Source organism: Serratia sp. HNCC26DJ206, assembly GCF_057180605.1.
In genome coordinates, this window is sequence record NZ_JBXUGP010000003.1 from 37381 (window position 1) to 56883 (window position 19503).

Genomic DNA, 19503 nt, shown 5'->3' on the forward strand with positions numbered 1-19503 from the left:
TTTCACCCGAAAAAGCGTAAAAATGTGGCATAGTGCCGGTATCAATTTCTTTTTATAGGGATATATCTCCGATGAAACGCCCAGACTATCGAACGCTGCAAGCGCTGGACGCGGTGATCCGTGAGCGTGGCTTTGAGCGCGCGGCACAAAAACTCTGTATCACCCAATCGGCCGTATCCCAGCGCATCAAACAGTTGGAAAACCTGTTCGGCCAACCGCTGTTGGTGCGCACCGTACCGCCGCGCCCGACAGAGCAGGGGCAGAAACTGCTGGCGTTGCTGCATCAGGTTGAACTGTTGGAAGAAGAGTGGCTGGGGAATGATAACGGCGTCGATACCCCGTTGCTGCTGTCGCTGGCGGTCAACGCCGACAGCCTGGCCACCTGGCTGTTACCGGCGCTGCAATCCGTCCTGACAGACTCGCCGATCCGCCTGAATTTGCAGGTCGAAGACGAAACCCGCACCCAAGAGCGCCTGCGCCGGGGTGAAGTGGTGGGCGCAGTGAGTATCCAACCGCAGCCGCTGCCGAGCTGCCTGGTGGATCAATTGGGCGCACTGGATTATCTGTTTGTCGCGTCCAAAGGATTTGCCGAGCGCTATTTCCCCAACGGCGTGACCCGCTCCGCCCTGCTGAAAGCCCCTGCGGTAGCCTTTGACCACCTCGACGATATGCATCAGGCATTTTTGCAGCAGAACTTCGATCTTTCACCGGGCAGCGTGCCGTGCCATATCGTTAACTCTTCGGAGGCCTTTGTGCAGTTGGCAAGGCAAGGGACCACCTGCTGTATGATCCCGCATCTGCAAATAGAGAGAGAGCTGGCTTCAGGGGAGTTGATCGACCTGACACCGGGCCTGTTCCAGCGCCGCATGCTGTTCTGGCACCGTTTTGCGCCGGAAAGCCGCATGATGCGCAAGGTCACCGACGCACTGTTGGCTCATGGGCATCAGGTGTTAAGGCAGGATTAGAATAGCAGGGCGCAATGATTGCGCCCTGCTAGCAATTACTGTGCTGCGTTGCGCTGCAACTCAAACACCACATCCACCTGATCGTCAAAGCGAATGCTCTGCTGCTCGTAGGTTTGCGCCGCATCGTTTTCCGGTGCAGCAGCCGCTTTAAACATGCGCGCTACCGGCATCGGTTGAGCGTTGGCGACGTGATAGCGGATGCTGTAAACCGGCCCCAGGGTAACCTTAAAGCCCTTCGCCAGTGAAGCCGCCTGCTGGGTGGCGTCTTCAATCGCTTTCTGGCGCGCCTGTTCGCGATAAACGTCCGGGTTGGCCACACCCAGCTCAACCGAGCGGATCTCATTGAGGCCAGACTTCAGCGCCCCGTCCAGCAGTGCGTTCAGCTTATCCAACTGGCGCAATGTCACCTGCACCTGACGCACCGCACGATAGCCTTTCAGCACCGACTCGCCGGTTTTCAGGTAATCATATTCCGGCTGCGTGCGCAGATTGGCTGCGTTGATGTCTTTCTTTTCAATACCGTTTTTTTGCAGGAAATCGAAATATTGCGCCACGCGCTCGTCGACCTGCGTTTTCGCCTGGGCGGCATCTTTGGAGGTAACGCTGACTTCGATCGCCAACGTGGCGATATCCGGGGTAGCGTCCACGCTGGCGCTACCGGAAGTAACTACGTGCGGCCCTTCGGGTAATTCCGCCGCCTGCAATGCTAAAGGTAACGCCCCAAATCCAATCATTGCGGCCATGGCCAATGCTTTCAGCTTCACGGTGTCTCCTTAAAATGACTCATTACTGAGCCTAAAACCTAACATATCCGGCGGAGATTTAAATTCGGATTAGTGACAAATTCTATAGATTTGCGCCATTCCAGGCTAATTGTAGCGCAATGGCCCACATCACCAGCCCAACCAGAACGTTGATAATCCGTTGTGCGGTCTGAGTTTGCAGCCACGGAGCCAGCCAGGAAGCCAGCAAAGCCAGGGCGAAGAACCAGGCGATCGACGCGCTGGCCGCACCTAAGGCAAACCAGGAGCGGATCTCTGGTGCTAATTGGCTGCCAAGGCTGCCGAGCACCACAAAGGTATCGAGATACACATGCGGGTTCAGCCAGGTGACCGCCAACATGGTGACCACAATGCGCCAGCGGCTTTGCTTCATCTCTTCGGCGGTGGCCAATGCCAAGTGCTGGCTGAACGCGGTGCGGAAAGCGCCCCAGCCGTACCACAGCAGAAACGCCACCCCGCCCCAAGTGACCAACAGTAACAACAGCGGCGAACGGCTCAGCAAGGCGCTGCCGCCGAAAATACCGGCGCAGATCAGGGCGATATCGCTCAACGCACACAGCGAAGCGATCATCAGATGATATTGGCGGCGGATCCCCTGGTTCATCACAAATACGTTTTGCGGCCCCAGCGGCAGGATCATTGCGGCGCTCAAGGCAAAGCCTTGCAAAAAGATGGTTAACATTTTGTTTCCTCTGGCGATAGAATGCAGGGCTTTTGGCGATGCCTCGAAGGCGATAAGGCCAGAAAAGCGGCGCGTGCTGTTCAACACGCGCATCATACGAAGAGATAATTATTAGGGGAAATGGATATTTCTAATCAGGCATCAGTTAGGCTAATGCTCAACCGTGGGTCACAAATCCCAGTTCCTGGGAAATGCGCTGCGCGGTGGCAAGTACCGGTTTCATCAGCGATTTCACTCCAACCTGTTGCAGCTTGGCGGTCGGCAGAGAAACCGACACCGCATAAGGCACCCGTTGCTGAATGTCGAACACTGGCGCAGCAATGCAGGAGACGCCCAGTTCGTTCTCTTCACGGTCCATCGCCACGCCCTGTTTGCGAATATCCGCCAGTTCCTCATACATTTTCGGCAATTGGGTAATGGTATTGCGCGTTAACGGCTGGATCGTCTGCTGATGGGTTTGCCAATAATGATCCGGGTAATCGCTCTTGCCGTAGGCCATGAAAATCTTGCCCATCGCCGAGCAGTAAAGCGGCATGTGCTGGCCGATATAGGCACGGGTGCGCATCATGCCGGTGGTCGGTTCCAGCTTGTAGATCAGGATCACGTGATCGTCTTCGCGGCTGGAGAAGTTCACCGTTTCGCCCACCTCCAGGTTCAACTGCTCCAGATGCGGTGCCGCCACGTGGATGATATTCAGCGAAGAAAGCGCCTTCTGACCAATAGAAATAAATTTGGTGGTCAACCGATAGCTGCCGGGGGACGGTGCCTGGGTGACGTAACCGCTGGCGTGCAGCCCCTGCAACAGGCGGTGTACCGTACTCTTGTTCATCTCTGCCAGTTCGGAGAGGTGAGCCAGCGGGCAGCCATTGGGAAAATTACTCAATATCTCAATCAGTTGCAATCCACGGAACAGGCTTTGGCTGCCCAACGGTTTGTCTTTCTTATCATCTTTTTCATCAACAGCTTTCAGGCTCATAGCGAAATTTCTCCAATGTCGAACCACCCGTCTAGGCTACGGCACGATCAACAGGCTCATTACCGGGGATGTTACTCCAATGGTTGCATCAGGTGAAGATGGAACGCCGTTTCATTGTCAGCAGCAGCGTTAAAACGCGCAACATTCTGGTAACTTACGAAGTGAGTTATAGGTCACAAATTCGCAAAGATAAAAATAACCCATTGTTTATTAATAACAATTAAAAGCCGTCCGGCTTTGCTTTAGCTCAGCGTTCGGCATATCATTTTTGAAATTGAATTTCGCATAATGAAATATACCGTAGATTTAACCACCAGTTATTCACTAACTTGCCGCGTGCAAGTTGCGCGAACCGGACACCAAGGGTGCATCACATGACTCATAGCAATGCGGATCAACCCATTCTGACACTCAGCAACATCGTGAAGCGATTTGGCGGCAACATCGTGAAGCGATTTGGCGGCAACATCGTGAAGCGATTTGGCGGCAACATCGCGGTTAACGATGTCAGCTTGCAGGTGATGCCCGGTGAAGTCTTGGCGCTGCTGGGTGAAAACGGTGCCGGCAAATCGACGTTGATCAAGGTGCTGGCTGGCGTTTACCCGCGCGACGGCGGTGATATTCGCTTTCAGGGCCAGAGTATTGTTTCAGCAGCAGCGCTAAAAAGCGCCAGCCGCCAGCCGATCGCCTTTATCCATCAGGATTTAGGGCTGATTGAATGGATGACGGTGGCAGAAAACATGGCGCTGGTGATGGGCTTCCCGCGCCGTTTCGGGCTGATCGACTGGCGCGCCATCCGCCAACGTGCCAGCGAAGCTTTGCAGGATGTCGGCATTGCGCTGGATCCCGATGCCCGGGTGTTTGAACTTTCCCGCACCGAGAAATCGCTGCTGGCGATCGCGCGGGCGGTGGCGGTGAACGCCGAACTGCTGGTGCTGGATGAACCCACCGCATCGCTGCCCGCTAACGACGTGCGCCATCTGTTTGCGGTGATCAACCGGCTGCGGGCCAAAAAAGTCGGCATGATTTATGTCACCCACCGCTTGGATGAAGTGATAGAGATTGCCGATCGGGTGTGCGTGATGCGCGACGGGCGCTACGTCGCCGGGGGCAATACCGCCGATTATTCCCTGCGCGATCTGGTACAGACGATCGTCGGTGAAGCGATGACGGGCGATCAGCGCGAACCGCTGCCGGAGCAGCAACCGCCGGTGCTACAGCTCAACAACGTGGTGATCGGTGAGATCGGCCCGGTCAGTTTCAGCCTGCAACCGGGTGAAATGCTGGCCTTGGCCGGGCTGCACGGTGCCGGGCAGGAAGAGATCGGCCGCCTGCTGTTCGGCCTGCGCCAGCGCGACGGCGGCGAAATCCAGTTCCGCGATCGGCCTTACGCCGCCACCAGTCCACAGCAGGCGATCGCCTGCGGCGTTTCGCTGGTAGCGGGCGATCGCACCGGCGAAAGCCTGGTGATGTCGATGAGCGTACGCGAAAACCTATTTATCAACCCCTGCGCCAGCGGCCACCAGCTATTAGCGCGCTACAGCCGCCGCGCCGAAACCGCGGCCAGCGAGCAGAAGGTGCAACTGTTCGACGTGCGGCCGAAGGACGTCAATATCGACATCAGCGCCCTGTCCGGCGGCAACCAGCAAAAAGTGGTGATGGCGCGCTGGATGCACCTGGGCGCCCCCTTGCTGATCCTGGAAGATCCTACCGCCGGTGTCGACGTCGGGGCGCGGGCGGAAATTTATCATCTGTTAAATCAATCCCTGGCCGCAGGCGTGGCGATATTGGTGATCTCCAACGATTTCGAGGAGATCGCCCATATCTGTAACCGCGCCTTGGTATTCAACCGGGGAACCGTGGTCGGCGAACTGAAGAACCAACAGGTCTCGTTCGCCAATTTATTGGAGCTGGCCTCTGCCAGCGCCGGGGAAGTTGTGGTGGAGAAACAGCATGTCGAATAAAACATCCGTTAAATCAACGGCATTAGAACAGCGCGTCAGCCTGGCGCAGGACGGCGCTGGCCCGTGGCTGATGCAGATCCTCACCCGCTACGGCCTGCTGTTATTGTGCATCATGCTGGTGATCCTGTTTTCACTCACCACACCGTCGTTTGCCTCAATGCTGACGTTACAGGCGATCCTGTCCAGCAAAGCCAAAATTGCCCTACTGGCGCTGGCGGCCACCATTCCGATGATCGTCGGCAAGATCGATCTCAACGTCGGTTTCGGCATCGTGCTGTGGCACATTCTGGCGATCACCCTACAAGTGGAATACGGCTTCTCCTGGCAGATGGCGGTGTTAACCGTGTTGGTGATTGCCGCGCTGTATGGCCTGCTGAACGGCATTCTGGTGGCGTTGGCGGATATCGACAGCTTCGTCGCCACTCTGGGTTCCGGCACCGTGCTGTATGCGGTGGCCCTGTGGCACTCCGGCGGGCGGCAGATTGTCGGGGACTTGCCCGACGCCTTTATCGCCCTGCATCACACCGAAATTGCCGGTATTCCGATCGTCGCCTTCTATGTGCTGATCGTAGCTATCGTCCTGTGGTTAATCACCGAACACACGCCGCTCGGCCGCTGTATGTATGCGGTAGGCGGCAACCCGGCGGCGGCGCGGCTGAACGGTATTTCCGTCAACCGCTTCACCATTGGCGCTTTTATGGCTTCCAGCGTGCTCACCGGCTTTAGCGGCGTGCTGATCGCTGCGGAGCAAGGCGTCGGGCAGGCCAGCGTCGGCATGGATTACTTGCTACCGGCGCTGGTCGGTGCCTTCCTCGGCAGCACCACTATCCGTCCCGGGCGGGTCAACGTCTGGGGCACGGTGGTCGGCATTGCCATTCTGGCGATCGGCATTGCCGGTATCCAACAGTTTGGCGGCGAATTCTGGGTTGAACCGTTATTCAACGGCGCCACCCTGCTGCTTTCTATCACGCTAGCGGGCTATGCCCAGCGCCGCCGGTTGCTCAATCAAAAAACGGTACAGCACAGCCAAGCGGCTCAAAATAATCAGAAAGCGATCAATCCTTAATGAGGAGTTTACGTATGAAACGTTTTTGGATGTTATCAGGGGTCACCACGTTGCTGTTAGCCACCGCACCGGCATGGGCCGATGCTTATCTCGATCAGGCCACCGCGGCGGTAAATAAGGCTACGACCAGCGCCAGCCAGTGGGATGGCCCCACCAGCGGCCCGCAGTTAGTACCGAACAAGAAAATCATCTTTATTGCTTCCGATATGAAAAACGGCGGCGTGCAAGGTGTGCAGCAAGGGCTGAGCGAAGCGGCCAAAGCGGCAGGCTGGCGGTTGGAAACGCTGGACGGTGGCGGGTCGGTGAAGGATCAGCTGTCATCACTTAATCAGGCGATCGCCCAGAAACCGGACGGCATCGTCATCGGTGGCTGGAACCCTAACGTGGCCAAGATCCCGCTGAAGAAGGCGATCCAGCAGGGCATCGTGCTCACCGCCTGGCACGCAGTGCCGGAACCGGGGCCGATCGCCAAATACGACGTATTCTATAACGTCACCTCCGACTCCAACGAAGTAGCCCGCATCGCGGCACAATACGCGGTGGTGAAATCCGGCGGGCAGGCCAGCGTGCTGATCTTTACCGATTCGCTGTACCAAATCGCGCTGGACAAGGCCAACGTAATGAAAGAAGAGATCGGCAAATGCAGCGACTGCACAGTGGTGGAATTCATCGATACGCCGCTGGCGGACACCGCCAACCGCATGCCCGCCATGACCTTCAGCCTGCTGCAAAAATACGGCGATAAATTCCAGTACGCATTGGCGATCAACGATCTGTACTTCGATTTTATGGCTCCGGCGCTGAAAACCGCCGGTAAAGGCGGCCAACATGCCCCGTATAACATCTCGGCCGGTGACGGTTCTATTTCCGCCTACCAGCGCATCCGCTCGGGCGACAGCCAATCCGCCACCGTGCCGGAGCCGCTGAAGCTGCAAGGCTGGCAGTTGCTGGATGAATTCAACCGCGCCTTTGCCAAACAGCCGCCTTCTGGCTATGTCACTCCGGCACACTTGGTCACCCGTGACAATATCAGTGCCGATAACCTGTATGACCCACAGAACGGCTACCAAGAACATTACAAAGCCATCTGGGGCGTAAAATAAACGGAGGGGCTGGCATGATCGCACAATCATTGGAACGTTTATGCTCGCCCGCCATCTGGGCCGAAGGCCCGGTATGGCTGCCACAACAGGATGCTGTGGTGTTCAGCGATGTGAAAGGCAACCGTATGTTTCGCTGGGCGCGCAACGGGGAACTCAGCCTGTGGCGCTCGCCTTCGCACTACGCCAACGGCAATGCCTGCGATAATCAGGGGCGCGTGATCAGTTGTGAACACGGACGGCGCGCCATCAGCCGCACCGAGCATGACGGCAGCATCACCCTGCTGGTGGAACGCGTTGACGGTAAACGCTTCAACTCCCCCAACGATGTGGTGGTACGCTCCGACGGCACGTTGTGGTTTACCGATCCGCCCTATGGCATCGTCGGCGATGAAGAGGGCTACAAGTCAGAAAGCCAGGTGATCGGCTGCTATCTGTATTGCTTCGATCCCCACGATGGTTCGCTGAACATTGCCGCCAGCGATCTGCAACGGCCAAACGGCCTGGCTTTTTCACCGGACGAACGCCTGTTGTACGTAGCCGATATGTCGATCGTCGATTTCCCCACGCTTGGGCGCAGCGAACTGCGGGTCTACCCGGTAGAAGGGCGCAAACTGGGAGCCAGTAGCCATTTTGCCCATGTTGCGCCCGGCTTTCCGGACGGTTTTTGCCTGGATGCCGCCGGTAATCTGTTTTGTAGCTGTGCCGATGGCATCACTATTTTTAACCCTCAAGGCCAGAAAATCGGCAAGATCGCCGTGCCGGAGCGGGTTTCTAACTGCACCTTCGGCGGGCCAAGCGGCAATGAGCTGTATATCACCGCCACCACTTCGCTATATCGGATCGCCCTGAATACCCACGGGTAACAGGCATTCCGCTTCATACAGGGTGAGTCCGCCTCACCCTGTTTTGTCACGCCTGTAGCACGGTAAATCCCCAAAACGTGCCGCCGATCACAAAATCACCATGCTAATTTAACCCACTGTTTTTAAATATTAATTTTCCATCACCTCACTTTGACTTCGCTCCGATGCGGGTATAGCATTTATTTGAAATGCAATTTCGCATAATGAAATTTAAAGAATGTAAAACGCACAATTCGCCGTAACGGAGAAGCAGCATGAGAGTGAGTTACACCGAACTAAAACAGCAATTCAAGCGTGTGTTGCTGGCACGGGGCGTGGCGGAACAAACGGCAGATGAGTGCGCCGCGATGTTCGCGAAAACTACCGAAAGCGGCGTCTATTCTCATGGCGTAAACCGTTTTCCGCGCTTTATTCAGCAGTTGGAAGCCGGTGACATCGTCCCCGACGCCAAACCGAGCAAGCTGCTGGCGCTGGGCGCTATCGAACAGTGGGATGCCCATCAGGGGATCGGCAACCTGACCGCCCGCCAGATGATGGATCGTGCCATGCAACTGGCGGATCAACACGGCATCGGCCTGGTGGCACTGCGTAATGCCAACCACTGGATGCGCGGCGGCGGCTACGGCTGGCAGGCGGCGGAAAAGGGTTACATCGGCATCTGCTGGACCAACTCAATCGCCGTGATGCCGCCTTGGGGAGCCAAAGAGTGCCGTATCGGCACCAACCCGCTGATCGTCGCCGTGCCGAGTAACCCGATCACCATGGTGGATATGTCGATGTCGATGTTCTCCTACGGCGCACTGGAAATAAATCGCTTGGCAGGCAAAACGCTGCCGGTGGACGGTGGTTTTGATAATGACGGCAACCTGACGCGCGATCCGGCCACCATTGAAGAAAATCGGCGCATTTTGCCAATGGGCTACTGGAAAGGTTCGGCGCTGTCGGTGGTGCTGGATATGATCGCCACCCTGCTTTCCGGCGGCAGTTCCGTAGCCGAAGTGAGCGAAGATCACCGCGACGAATACGGCGTTTCGCAGGTGTTTATCGCCATCGAGATCGAACGCCTGATCGACGGCAAAACCCGCGATGAAAAATTGCAGCGCATCATGGATTACGTTACCAGCGCCGAACGCGATAACCCCGATGTCGCTATTCGCCTGCCGGGCCACAGGTTCCCAGGCGTCCGCGCCGAGAATCAGCGCGACGGTATTCCCATTGACGACCGAGTCTGGGCGCGCATTCAGGCGCTTTAAGGAGAAGACTATGTTCTTTGGCCATATTGCCCATACGGCAGCAGAGCATTATCCCCCGGCGATCGCCAAAGCGGTGGCCTATTTACAGAACACCGACTTCGCCGCCCTGCCCGCCGGGCGTTATGAAGATGCGGAAACCGGTTATCTGGTGCAGGTGCTGGATTTACACACCCAAGATAAAAACCAACTGCGGCCAGAAGTGCACCGCAAAAATATCGACGTGCAGTTTCTGGTGAGTGGCACCGAACTTATCGGCGTCGCTGTGGATAACGGTAATAACCTTATTGAGCAGGAACTATTGGAGCAGCGCGACATTATTTTTTATCAGGATGTGGAGAATGAATCCTGGTTAACCATGCACCCCGGTAATTTCGCGGTATTTTTCCCACAGGATGTTCATCGCCCAGCCTGTATTAATCAACGAGCCTGCGATATTAGAAAGGTGGTGGTGAAAATACCGGTGGCATTAATTTCAGACAGGAAATAAATACTAAATTAATCATTCAATACTAATGAGCTAAGACTATTCAGTTCCCTCTCCTTTGGGGAGAGGGTTAGGGTGAGGGGTATTACACCGAGTTAAAGCCCCTCACCCCGGCCCTCTCCCGCAGGGAGAGGGGGCGTCATATGATATCAAGTGCTACGGGAAATTTATTCGCGCTATACCCAAACGACTTGGAGCTTTCAGCTTCAGGTAATTAAAGGAATGCCATTATTTATATGAAGGTATTGATAATATGAATACAGCCTCTATTTCTGTTGGCCGTAGCCAGGCCATACCTAAATTACGCTGGTTACGAATAGTGCCCCCTATTCTTATTACCTGCATTATTTCTTATATGGACCGCGTTAATATCGCTTTCGCCATGCCCGGCGGTATGGACGAGGAATTAGGCATTACCGCCTCGATGGCCGGATTAGCGGGCGGTATTTTCTTTATTGGTTATCTGTTCCTGCAAGTTCCCGGCGGCAAGTTGGCGGTCAACGGTAACGGCAAAAAATTTATCGGCTGGTCGCTGCTGGCCTGGGCAATTATTTCGGTGCTTACCGGGCTGGTCACCAACCAGTATCAACTGCTGTTCCTGCGTTTTGCCCTCGGCGTTTCCGAAGGCGGTATGTTGCCGGTGGTGCTGACCATGATCAGCAACTGGTTCCCGGACAAAGAACGTGGCCGCGCCAACGCCATTGTGATTATGTTCGTACCGATCGCAGGAATACTGACCGCCCCGCTCTCCGGCTGGATCATCACCGCCTGGGACTGGCGCATGCTGTTCCTGGTGGAAGGTGGGTTGTCGTTGCTGGTAATGGTGCTGTGGTACTTCACCATCAGCAACCGCCCGCAAGAGGCCAAATGGATCTCGCAGGCAGAAAAAGACTACCTGATTAAAATCCTGCACGACGAACAGTTGCTGATCAAAGGCAAAACGGTACGCAATGCGTCGCTGCGGCGCGTACTGGGCGACAAGATCATGTGGCAACTGATCCTGGTTAACTTCTTCTACCAGACCGGCATCTACGGCTACACCCTGTGGCTACCGACCATCCTCAAAGGGCTGACCAACGGCAATATGGAACAGGTTGGGATGCTGGCCATCCTGCCCTATGTCGGCGCGATCTTCGGCATGCTGATCATTTCCACCCTGTCTGACCGCACCGGCAAACGCAAAGTCTTCGTCTCCCTGCCGCTGGCCTGCTTTGCCATCTGCATGGCGCTTTCAGTGCTGCTAAAAGAACACATCTGGTGGTCCTATACCGCACTGGTCGGCTGCGGGGTGTTTATTCAGGCCGCCGCTGGGGTGTTCTGGACCATTCCGCCTAAGCTGTTTAACGCCGAAGTGGCCGGTGGCGCACGTGGTGTGATCAACGCCCTCGGTAATTTGGGCGGGTTCTGTGGGCCGTATATGGTCGGCGTGCTGATCAGCCTGTTCAGTAAAGACGTCGGGGTTTACAGCCTGGCGGTCTCGCTGGCGATTGCCTCGGTGCTGGCGCTGATGCTGCCAAACAGATGCGACCAAAGCGCGGGGAACGCGCCATGAAATATTGGTTAGGGCTGGATTGCGGCGGAACCTTTATTAAAGCCGGGCTGTATGACTTACAGGGCAAGGAACTGGGGATTGCCCGCCGGAATCTGACCATTATCGCGCCACAGCCCGGCTGGGCGGAACGGGATATGCCTACGCTATGGCAGACCGCCGCCGGGGTGATCCGCGAACTGCTCGAGCGCTTCGGCATCGAAGCCGCCGCCGTTCAGGGCGTAGGGATCTCGGCTCAGGGAAAAGGGCTGTTCCTGCTGGATAAACAGGGCCAGCCGCTGGGCAATGCCATGCTCTCTTCCGATCAGCGCGCGCTGCCACTGGTGCAGGCGTGGCAAAAAGCCGGTATTCCGCAGGCGCTGTATGAGCAAACCCGGCAAACGCTGTGGACCGGCCACCCGGTTTCGCTGCTGCGCTGGGTGAAGCAGCATCGGCCAGAACGCTATCGCCAGATCGGCAGCGTGCTGATGGCGCACGATTATCTGCGCTACTGCCTGACCGGCGACCTGGCCTGCGAAGAGACCAATATCTCTGAGTCCAATCTGTATCAGATGGAACAGGGCCGCTATGACCCGGCGCTGGCGCAGTTGCTCGGGATCGGCGAGATCGTGGCCGCTCTGCCGCCGATCGTCGGTTCCGCCGACATTGCAGGACGAGTCAATAGCACCGCTGCTGCCGCAACCGGCCTGCTGGCGGGCACGCCGGTGGTGGGCGGGCTGTTCGACGTGGTCTCCACCGCGCTGTGCGCCGGGTTGCAGGATGAAACCCGGCTGAACGCGGTAATGGGCACCTGGTCGGTAACCAGCGGCATTACCCAAGCGATTGAAACCGGCTTCGATCATCCGTTCGTCTATGGCCGCTATGCCGAAGCGGGCCAATACATCGTGCACGAAGCCAGCCCAACCTCCGCCGCCAATCTGGAATGGTTCTGCCAGCAATGGGGGCTGCACGATTATGAGCAACTCAACCAGTGGGTGGTGGCCTTGCCGAAAGCGGGCAGCCAACTGCTGTTCGCCCCTTTCCTCTACGGCTCTAACGCCGGGCTGGGCCTCTGCGCCAGCTTCTACGGTATGCAGGCCTTCCACCAGCGCGAACATCTGGTGCAGGCGATCTTCGAAGGGGTGGTGTTCTGCCATCTGACCCACCTGAACCGCATGTTGCAACGCTTCCCGCACACCACCGCGCTGCGCGTCACCGGCGGCCCGGCGAAGTCGGCCCCGTGGATGCAGATGCTGGCAGACGTCAGCGGCCTGCCGCTGGAACTGCCGCAGGTGGAAGAAACCGGCTGCCTAGGGGCGGCGATGGCTGCCATGGTCGGCACCGGTGCGTTCCCAGATTTTACCGCTGCCCAGCAGGCGCTGGCCCCGCGCCTGGAAATCGTGCAACCAGACGCACAGGCGCAAGCGGCTTACCAGCACAAATACCAACGTTATCAGGCGCTGATTGGCGCGTTACAAACGCTGCAAACCGGCCACTCCAAGGAGGCTTTATGACCATCAAACCGCGCCTGCAACTGGCGCTCGATCACACCCGGCTGGATGCGGCCCTGCAAACGGTAGAGCGCCTTCATCCGCATGTCGACATTATCGAGGCAGGCACCATCTTGTGCATCAGCGCCGGGATCCAGGCGGTGAGCGCCCTGCGCGAGCGTTGCCCGCAGCATACGCTGGTGGCCGATCTGAAAGTAGCCGATGCCGGTGCCACGTTGGCAGAGCAAGCCTTTGCGCAGGGAGCCAACTGGATGACGGTGATTTGCGCTGCCCCGTTAGCCACCATGGCCAGCGCGCAGGAAGTGGCAGCGCACCATCAGGGGGAAATTCAGATCGAACTGTTTGGCCGCTGGACGTTGGAAGATGCCAAACACTGGCTTGATCTCGGTATCAAGCAGGCGATCTACCACCGGGGGCGCGACGCGCAGGCCAGCGGGCAAACCTGGGGCCAGCAGGATCTGGACACCATGAAGGCGCTGTCTGACTTAGGTATCGAGCTTTCAGTCACCGGCGGTATCACGCCAGCCGATTTACCGCTGTTTAAAGACATCGCCGTTACGGCGTTTATTGCCGGGCGCGCGCTGGCGGAAGCAGCGGATCCGATCGCCGCCGCGCGCCAGTTCCGTAGCGCCATTGATGAGATATGGAGAGTTTAATATGCGTCAGCATCCGTTGGGGATTTATGAAAAAGCGTTGCCGAAGCACCTGAGCTGGCCGGAGCGATTGGCGTTGGCCAAAGCCTGCGGCTTTGATTTTGTCGAGATGTCGGTCGATGAAAGCGATGAACGGCTGGCACGCCTGAACTGGAGCAAAGAACAGCGCCTTTCGCTGGTGAGTACGACACTGGAAACCGGTATCACCATTCCATCCATGTGCCTTTCTGGCCACCGCCGTTTCCCGTTTGGCAGCCATGACGATGCCACGCGCCAACAGGCCTACCGCATCATGGAGCAGGCGATCCAACTGGCGAAAGACGTCGGCATCCGCACCATTCAACTGGCGGGTTACGACGTGTATTACGAACAGCAGGACGCAGGCACCCTCGCCCGCTTCACCGAAGGCCTACAGTGGGCAGTGGAACGTGCCGCTGCCGCGCAGGTGATGCTGGCGGTAGAGATTATGGATACCGCCTTTATGAACTCGATCAGCAAATGGAAAGCCTGGGACACCTGCCTGGCCTCGCCGTGGTTCACGGTTTACCCGGATGTTGGCAACCTCAGCGCCTGGGGCAACGATGTGGCGCAGGAGCTAAAGCTGGGCATCGATCGCATCGCCGCCATTCACCTCAAAGATACCTTCCCGGTCACAGAAAACTCACCGGGGCAGTTCCGCGACGTGCCTTTTGGTGAAGGCTGTGTCGACTTTGTGGCGCTGTTCCGCACGCTGAAGCAGCTCAACTATCGCGGTGCTTTCCTGATTGAGATGTGGACCGAAAAAGCCGCTGAGCCAGTGGCCGAGATCGTGCAAGCGCGCCGCTGGATCGAACAGAAAATGCAGCAAGGGGGAATAACATGCTAACTCTACCACAACTCAAACAGCAGGTGCTGGAAGCCAACCTCGATCTGCCGCGCCACAAGCTGGTGACCTTTACCTGGGGCAACGTCAGCGCGGTCGATCGCGAGCGTGGGCTGGTGGTGATCAAACCCTCCGGCGTGGAATATGAACAAATGAACGTGGACGATATGGTGGTGGTCAATCTCGCCACTGGTCGCACGCTGGAAGGCAGCAAAAAACCCTCTTCGGATACCGCTACCCATCTGGCGCTGTACCGCGAGTTCAGCGAGATCGGCGGGATCGTGCATACCCATTCGCGCCACGCCACCATCTGGGCGCAGGCCGGGCTGGATATTCCCGCCTGGGGCACGACCCATGCCGACTACTTTTACGGCCCGATCCCCTGCACTCGCTTGATGACCGCCGACGAGATTGAGCACGACTATGAACGGGAAACCGGTCAGGTGATTATTGAAACCTTCCACCGGCGCGGCATCAGCCCGAGCGCGATCCCGGCGGTGCTGGTTAACGCCCATGGGCCGTTCGCCTGGGGTAAAGATGCGCATGACGCGGTCCATAACGCGGTGGTGCTGGAAGAGATTGCCTATATGGGGATTTTTTCCCGCCAGCTGACGCCGGGGATTGGCAATATGCAGCAGGTGTTGCTGGATAAACACTACCTGCGCAAGCACGGTAAGAACGCTTATTACGGGCAATAGGGGTTAAATGATGGATTCGGCGTAACCGGTGTGAAATTTTTGGCCGGTACCGCCGACAGCCAAAATCAGCAGGTCTGGTATCACAATGCACAAGGGCAACTTGCCGTTGCCATGATCCTAGCCACCGGGATGTAGCCTTTGCCGCCGCCGATCCATTAGCTGCTTTTATTTGATGGCAGCCAGATGGGACTCCAGAGCGTCCCATCGCCCTCGAGATAATATTACCCCCTCCGCTGGAACCCATTTCCCCTGCCTTGGCATAGCAAACATTAATTCCGTGCATAAGTTCAAATAGTGGCTGGCTTTAGAATGTTAAAATGCCGTTTCAATTTCACCACATTGCTCAATAATGTCATGAGGACATTCAACCTATGAAAACCCCGCCTACGCTTTGGCATAAAACTATAATAAACCGCATAAAATATCCGCTGCTCACCGGCCTCATCTGCGCATTACTGGCTGGCTGTGATTCCAGTTCGACGCAAGATACACCATCTGCCGCCAATAATTCGAGCGAGCCCACAACGCCCGTAGATCCTGTTTCCCCGTTGGATCCTGTGACACCAGAGAACCCCGTTGCTCCTGAGCCCACCACGCTTACCGCTCAGCAGGCCTGCGAACAGCTCAATGGCATCACTTTTCCCGCCTCAGCCTTAACTTTGCCAACCGGAGGGGCGCAAGTGGTGACGGCGACGCTGATCCTCGCGGATGCCAGCGGCAATACCTTGGGTGAATATTGCCAGGTACGCGGCAAGATCTTCCCCTTCAGTAGTGGTGCGCCAGAGATCAATTTTGCCGTTAATCTCCCCACGCAGTGGAACAATAAGGCCATTCACTTTGGCGGCGGCGGCTTTAATGGCAGGCTGATTGATGGCACGGAGAAAGTACGTTTTTCCCTACCGAATAATCCAGCCCCGCTGGCGCAAGGCTATGCCACCTGGGGCGATGATTCCGGTCACCAGAGCGGCAGCATTACCGACGGCAGTTTTGCCATGGATGATGAGGCACTGGCCAACTACGGCGGCGACACGCTGAAAAAGACCCACGACGTGGCGTTACTGCTGTTGCAACAGCGTTATGAGAAAATGCCGCAGCATAGTTACTTCCTCGGTACCTCTACCGGCGGGCGCGATGCACTGGGCTATATCCAGCGCTGGCCGCTTGACTATGATGGAGTGATTGCCAATGAACCGGCGCTGAATTACACCGGTACCCGCCTGTCGAACGTAGCGGTAGGGCGCGCGCTGTACCTTAATGATGGCGCGGGCTGGCTGAACGTCAACAAAACCCTGCTGGTGCAACAGGCGGCAATGGATGCCTGCGATCGACTCGACGGCGTGGCAGACAATATCATCAGTAATGTGGAGGGGTGCCGCGCGGAGAATGCGCAGGTACTGGCCAATCTGCGTTGCGCCGGTGGAGTGGACAGTGGCGATACCTGCCTCTCCGATGCCCAGATTGCCACCGTTAAGGTGATCGAATCACCGTTAAAACTGGACTATCCGCTGGCCAATGGCGTGAACGTGGCCGGGGGTTATAACCTGTTGGAAGGCACGCTGGTTGCTGGCCCCTTTACCACCCGTAATCTGGGGACTCGCCCGGTTCCCGCTAATCCCGCCGCCAAGGCGGATGCCAATATGTATGTTACCGGCGATCAGTGGGTTAAATATTTTGTGACCCGCGATCCCGCGTTCGATGCCCTGACCTTTAATCCTGTTAATCCTGGGGCCTACACCAGCCAGGTGCAGCAGGTTTCTGCGATCACCGATGCCACCAATCCTGACATCTCCGAGTTTCTTGGTCATAACCATCGCCTGATCCTGCTGCATGGTCTGGCCGATGAGGTTATTAGCCCAAACTCCACCATTGCCTGGTATCAGGCGATGAGTGATAACGTTGGGCTGGAGGCGGTCAGCCAAGGGGTGCGCTTTTATACCGTTCCCGGTATGGGGCATGGTACCGGCAGCTTTCTGCCAGCCTGGAATTCATTAACGGCATTGGAAAACTGGGTTGAGCGCGGTGTGGCACCGGGGAATCGCTGGGTGATGGATACCAATGCACAAACCTATGGGCGAACCAGACCGCTATGCCAATATCCCTCCTGGCCAAAGTTTAAAGGTGCAGGCAGCCTGGATGCCGCCATCAACTACAGCTGTACCGATAGCGGCAATGTCATCCCCCAGGCCTGTGCCAATCTGCCCACCGCCACCACCACCTATAAAGGCGGGAATACCTTTGGCGAAGAGTTGACCGTGCAGTTCGATCCCACCACCATGAACTACAGCATTACTGTCGATGCCAGCCTGCAACGCCCTGCTGGTACGGTGCGCAGTGGCACGCTGCTAGCGCACGATGGTTGTACCTTCAGTAGTGACGAGAATGGTGCACAGTTTACCTTCACCGGCGGGGGCGTGCTGTCGGGTGGCGTAGCAAAAGCATCAGGATCGGAGTTCCTGCCACTGGTGGCGTTCCAGAATATCAGCAGTGATTACAAAGCGGTTGCCGATATCTACAATGTCAGCGGTATCCAGCATAGCGTCAGCAACGACAGCGCTACACCGCTGAGCGGTTCGGCACGGCTGCGTTCATCAGCAGCCACCTGGCAAACCTGCCAAGATCCCAGCACGCAAGGCTTTATTACCTATGATGCAAACTGCACGGTGAGCACCAAAGGCTATATCGCCTGGAACAGCAGTCATAATGCCTTTGACTATTTTGTCGGCGGTACCCCCGATAAAAATAATGGCAAGCTAAGCGGCTCGCTGATTAGCGGTATGGTCAATGGCAAACCGGTGCCCTTGGTTCTGACCCGTTCAGAGACGGCCTACGGTATGGGTTTTTATGCACCGCAGCCTTCCGCTCTGCCTCTGGCCACCGGTGCGGCAGATGGTCACTATCGTGTCAGTACCAGCGATGGCAGCCAGTTTGATACCGAATTGAGTGGAACCACGGTTTTTCAGGCTAACAGCTATGGCGTACTCACCTATAACCAGCCGGTGCTTGGTGTGATAACGGCAACGGGAACCATCAGCGGCAGTTACACCACCAATGGTGGCATCCTGTCGATTATTACAGATGACCGTTTTGGGCTGGGGTTGTTGTATTAAAAATAGGTCAGCAGGTTAAGGCCACCCTAACGGTGGCCTTACTGATAAAGTGGGGTTATTCCGGCTGTTCGGCCGATTTGGCTACGTGACGCACATGCACATCCATCTGCGGGCACGGCACGCCAATCTGGTTGATATCCAACTGGCGTTTGAAGTTTTCCATCAGATCAAAGTAAACGTCCCAGAACTGGGCGTTTGTGGTCCAGCAGCGGGTGACAAAATTCAGCGCTGGCGGCGCCATTTCGTTCAGGCGTACGGTCACGCCTTTATCGTGCATAATGCGCTTGTCGGCGGCAATCACGTCTCCCAGCACCTGCTTCACCCGATCGACATCGGCGTTATAGGCCACCGCCACCACGATATCCACGCGGCGATTCGGCTCGCGCGAGAAATTGATGATATTGCCCGAGATGATTTTACCGTTCGGCACCACGATGGTTTTGTTATCTGGAGTTCGCAGAGTGGTCGAGAAAATCTGCACCTGATCAACCGTACCGGCCACGCCACCCAGATCGACGAACTCACCGGCACGCAGCGGACGGAAAGCGACCAACAGCACACCGGCCGCGAAGTTAGACAGCGACCCTTGCAGCGCCAAACCAATGGCCAGACCGGCGGCACCCAAGACGGCAATCACCGAGGTGGTTTGCACGCCAATCCGCCCCAGCACCGCAATCAACGTAAACGCCAGAATGCTGTAACGCACCATCGCCGCCAGGAAATCTGCCACTGTGGCATCGATACCACGCAGTTTCATCACGCGGTTGACCGCGTTGCTGATGATGCGGGCAATAATCGAACCGATGATAAAAATAGCGATCGCAGCAACGATGTTTACCGCGTACTGGATCAACAGATCCTGATGATCAACCAGCCAGCTGCCAGCGCTATTGATGTCCTCAATGATATTGAGATCTTTCATTCTAATACCCTACTTTATTCCCCCAATCGAAGGGGATTCACAACGGTACTGGCTAGGGTAGGCTCTCAATAATCCGAGTAGCAG

17 protein-coding genes are annotated in these 19503 nt (G+C 56.7%); 13 read left to right on the forward strand and 4 right to left on the reverse strand.

Annotated features, from left to right (window positions below; genetic code table 11):
• The first annotated feature begins 71 nt into the window (after positions 1-71).
• Entirely contained in the window at positions 72-965 is an 894-nt protein-coding gene (locus AC2A1E_RS02835) for a LysR family transcriptional regulator ArgP (protein ID WP_459399802.1), read from the forward strand.
• A 35-nt stretch (positions 966-1000) separates the two neighbouring features.
• Here AC2A1E_RS02835 and AC2A1E_RS02840 read toward each other — a convergent pair whose 3' ends face one another.
• The 3 genes from AC2A1E_RS02840 to AC2A1E_RS02850 all read right to left on the reverse strand — a co-directional run bounded on the left by AC2A1E_RS02840 (position 1001) and on the right by AC2A1E_RS02850 (position 3405).
• The gene (locus AC2A1E_RS02840) at positions 1001-1729 is read right to left on the reverse strand and encodes an oxidative stress defense protein (RefSeq protein WP_484382465.1); all 729 of its coding nucleotides are present in this window, start codon (positions 1727-1729) and stop codon (positions 1001-1003) included.
• Between the two features lie 82 nt (positions 1730-1811).
• Positions 1812-2429 (reverse strand): arginine exporter ArgO, encoded by a 618-nt coding sequence (gene argO / locus AC2A1E_RS02845; RefSeq protein ID WP_484382466.1) that lies wholly within the window; start codon positions 2427-2429, stop codon positions 1812-1814.
• A 157-nt stretch (positions 2430-2586) separates the two neighbouring features.
• The gene (locus AC2A1E_RS02850) at positions 2587-3405 is read right to left on the reverse strand and encodes an IclR family transcriptional regulator (protein WP_459399805.1); all 819 of its coding nucleotides are present in this window, start codon (positions 3403-3405) and stop codon (positions 2587-2589) included.
• Positions 3406-3779: 374 nt separating this feature from the next.
• Here AC2A1E_RS02850 and AC2A1E_RS02855 point away from each other — a divergent pair, with 374 nt between their 5' ends.
• From AC2A1E_RS02855 to AC2A1E_RS02910, 12 genes are all read left to right on the forward strand, one after another.
• Positions 3780-5369: a sugar ABC transporter ATP-binding protein gene (locus AC2A1E_RS02855; RefSeq protein ID WP_484382467.1), complete on the forward strand. Its 1590-nt coding sequence runs from the start codon at positions 3780-3782 to the stop codon at positions 5367-5369.
• Positions 5359-6435, forward strand: coding sequence for an ABC transporter permease (locus AC2A1E_RS02860; RefSeq protein WP_484382468.1), 1077 nt, complete (start codon positions 5359-5361; stop codon positions 6433-6435). The genes AC2A1E_RS02855 and AC2A1E_RS02860 overlap by 11 nt, the downstream gene beginning before the upstream one ends.
• 14 nt (positions 6436-6449) lie before the next feature.
• Positions 6450-7538, forward strand: a complete 1089-nt coding sequence (locus AC2A1E_RS02865; protein ID WP_484382469.1) for an ABC transporter substrate-binding protein — start codon at positions 6450-6452, stop codon at positions 7536-7538.
• Positions 7539-7552: 14 nt separating this feature from the next.
• Positions 7553-8401, forward strand: a complete 849-nt coding sequence (locus AC2A1E_RS02870) for an SMP-30/gluconolactonase/LRE family protein (protein ID WP_484382470.1) — start codon at positions 7553-7555, stop codon at positions 8399-8401.
• Positions 8402-8655: 254 nt separating this feature from the next.
• Positions 8656-9654 (forward strand): 3-dehydro-L-gulonate 2-dehydrogenase, encoded by a 999-nt coding sequence (yiaK, locus tag AC2A1E_RS02875; protein ID WP_484382471.1) that lies wholly within the window; start codon positions 8656-8658, stop codon positions 9652-9654.
• 10 nt (positions 9655-9664) lie between these two features.
• On the forward strand, positions 9665-10141 hold the full coding sequence (locus AC2A1E_RS02880; protein ID WP_484382472.1) for a NanQ anomerase/TabA/YiaL family protein: 477 nt from the start codon (positions 9665-9667) through the stop codon (positions 10139-10141).
• A gap of 250 nt (positions 10142-10391) precedes the next feature.
• Positions 10392-11690 carry an MFS transporter gene (locus AC2A1E_RS02885; protein ID WP_484382473.1) on the forward strand — a complete coding sequence of 433 codons (1299 nt, stop codon included), beginning with the start codon at positions 10392-10394 and terminating at the stop codon, positions 11688-11690.
• Positions 11687-13180 (forward strand): FGGY-family carbohydrate kinase, encoded by a 1494-nt coding sequence (locus AC2A1E_RS02890; RefSeq protein ID WP_484382474.1) that lies wholly within the window; start codon positions 11687-11689, stop codon positions 13178-13180. Before AC2A1E_RS02885 ends, AC2A1E_RS02890 begins: the two co-directional genes overlap by 4 nt.
• On the forward strand, positions 13177-13833 hold the full coding sequence (gene ulaD, locus AC2A1E_RS02895) for a 3-keto-L-gulonate-6-phosphate decarboxylase UlaD (protein ID WP_484382475.1): 657 nt from the start codon (positions 13177-13179) through the stop codon (positions 13831-13833). Before AC2A1E_RS02890 ends, ulaD begins: the two co-directional genes overlap by 4 nt.
• 1 nt (position 13834) lies before the next feature.
• Positions 13835-14695, forward strand: coding sequence for an L-ribulose-5-phosphate 3-epimerase (locus AC2A1E_RS02900; RefSeq protein WP_484382476.1), 861 nt, complete (start codon positions 13835-13837; stop codon positions 14693-14695).
• Positions 14689-15390, forward strand: a complete 702-nt coding sequence (gene araD / locus AC2A1E_RS02905) for an L-ribulose-5-phosphate 4-epimerase (RefSeq protein ID WP_484382477.1) — start codon at positions 14689-14691, stop codon at positions 15388-15390. The genes AC2A1E_RS02900 and araD overlap by 7 nt, the downstream gene beginning before the upstream one ends.
• 557 nt (positions 15391-15947) lie before the next feature.
• A complete protein-coding gene (locus AC2A1E_RS02910) occupies positions 15948-18497 on the forward strand; it encodes a tannase/feruloyl esterase family alpha/beta hydrolase (protein WP_484382478.1) in 2550 nt (849 codons plus the stop codon).
• Between the two features lie 55 nt (positions 18498-18552).
• Here the strand turns inward: AC2A1E_RS02910 and mscS are convergent, their stop codons facing one another.
• Positions 18553-19419, reverse strand: a complete 867-nt coding sequence (mscS, locus tag AC2A1E_RS02915; protein WP_484382479.1) for a small-conductance mechanosensitive channel MscS — start codon at positions 19417-19419, stop codon at positions 18553-18555.
• Positions 19420-19503 lie beyond the last annotated feature (84 nt).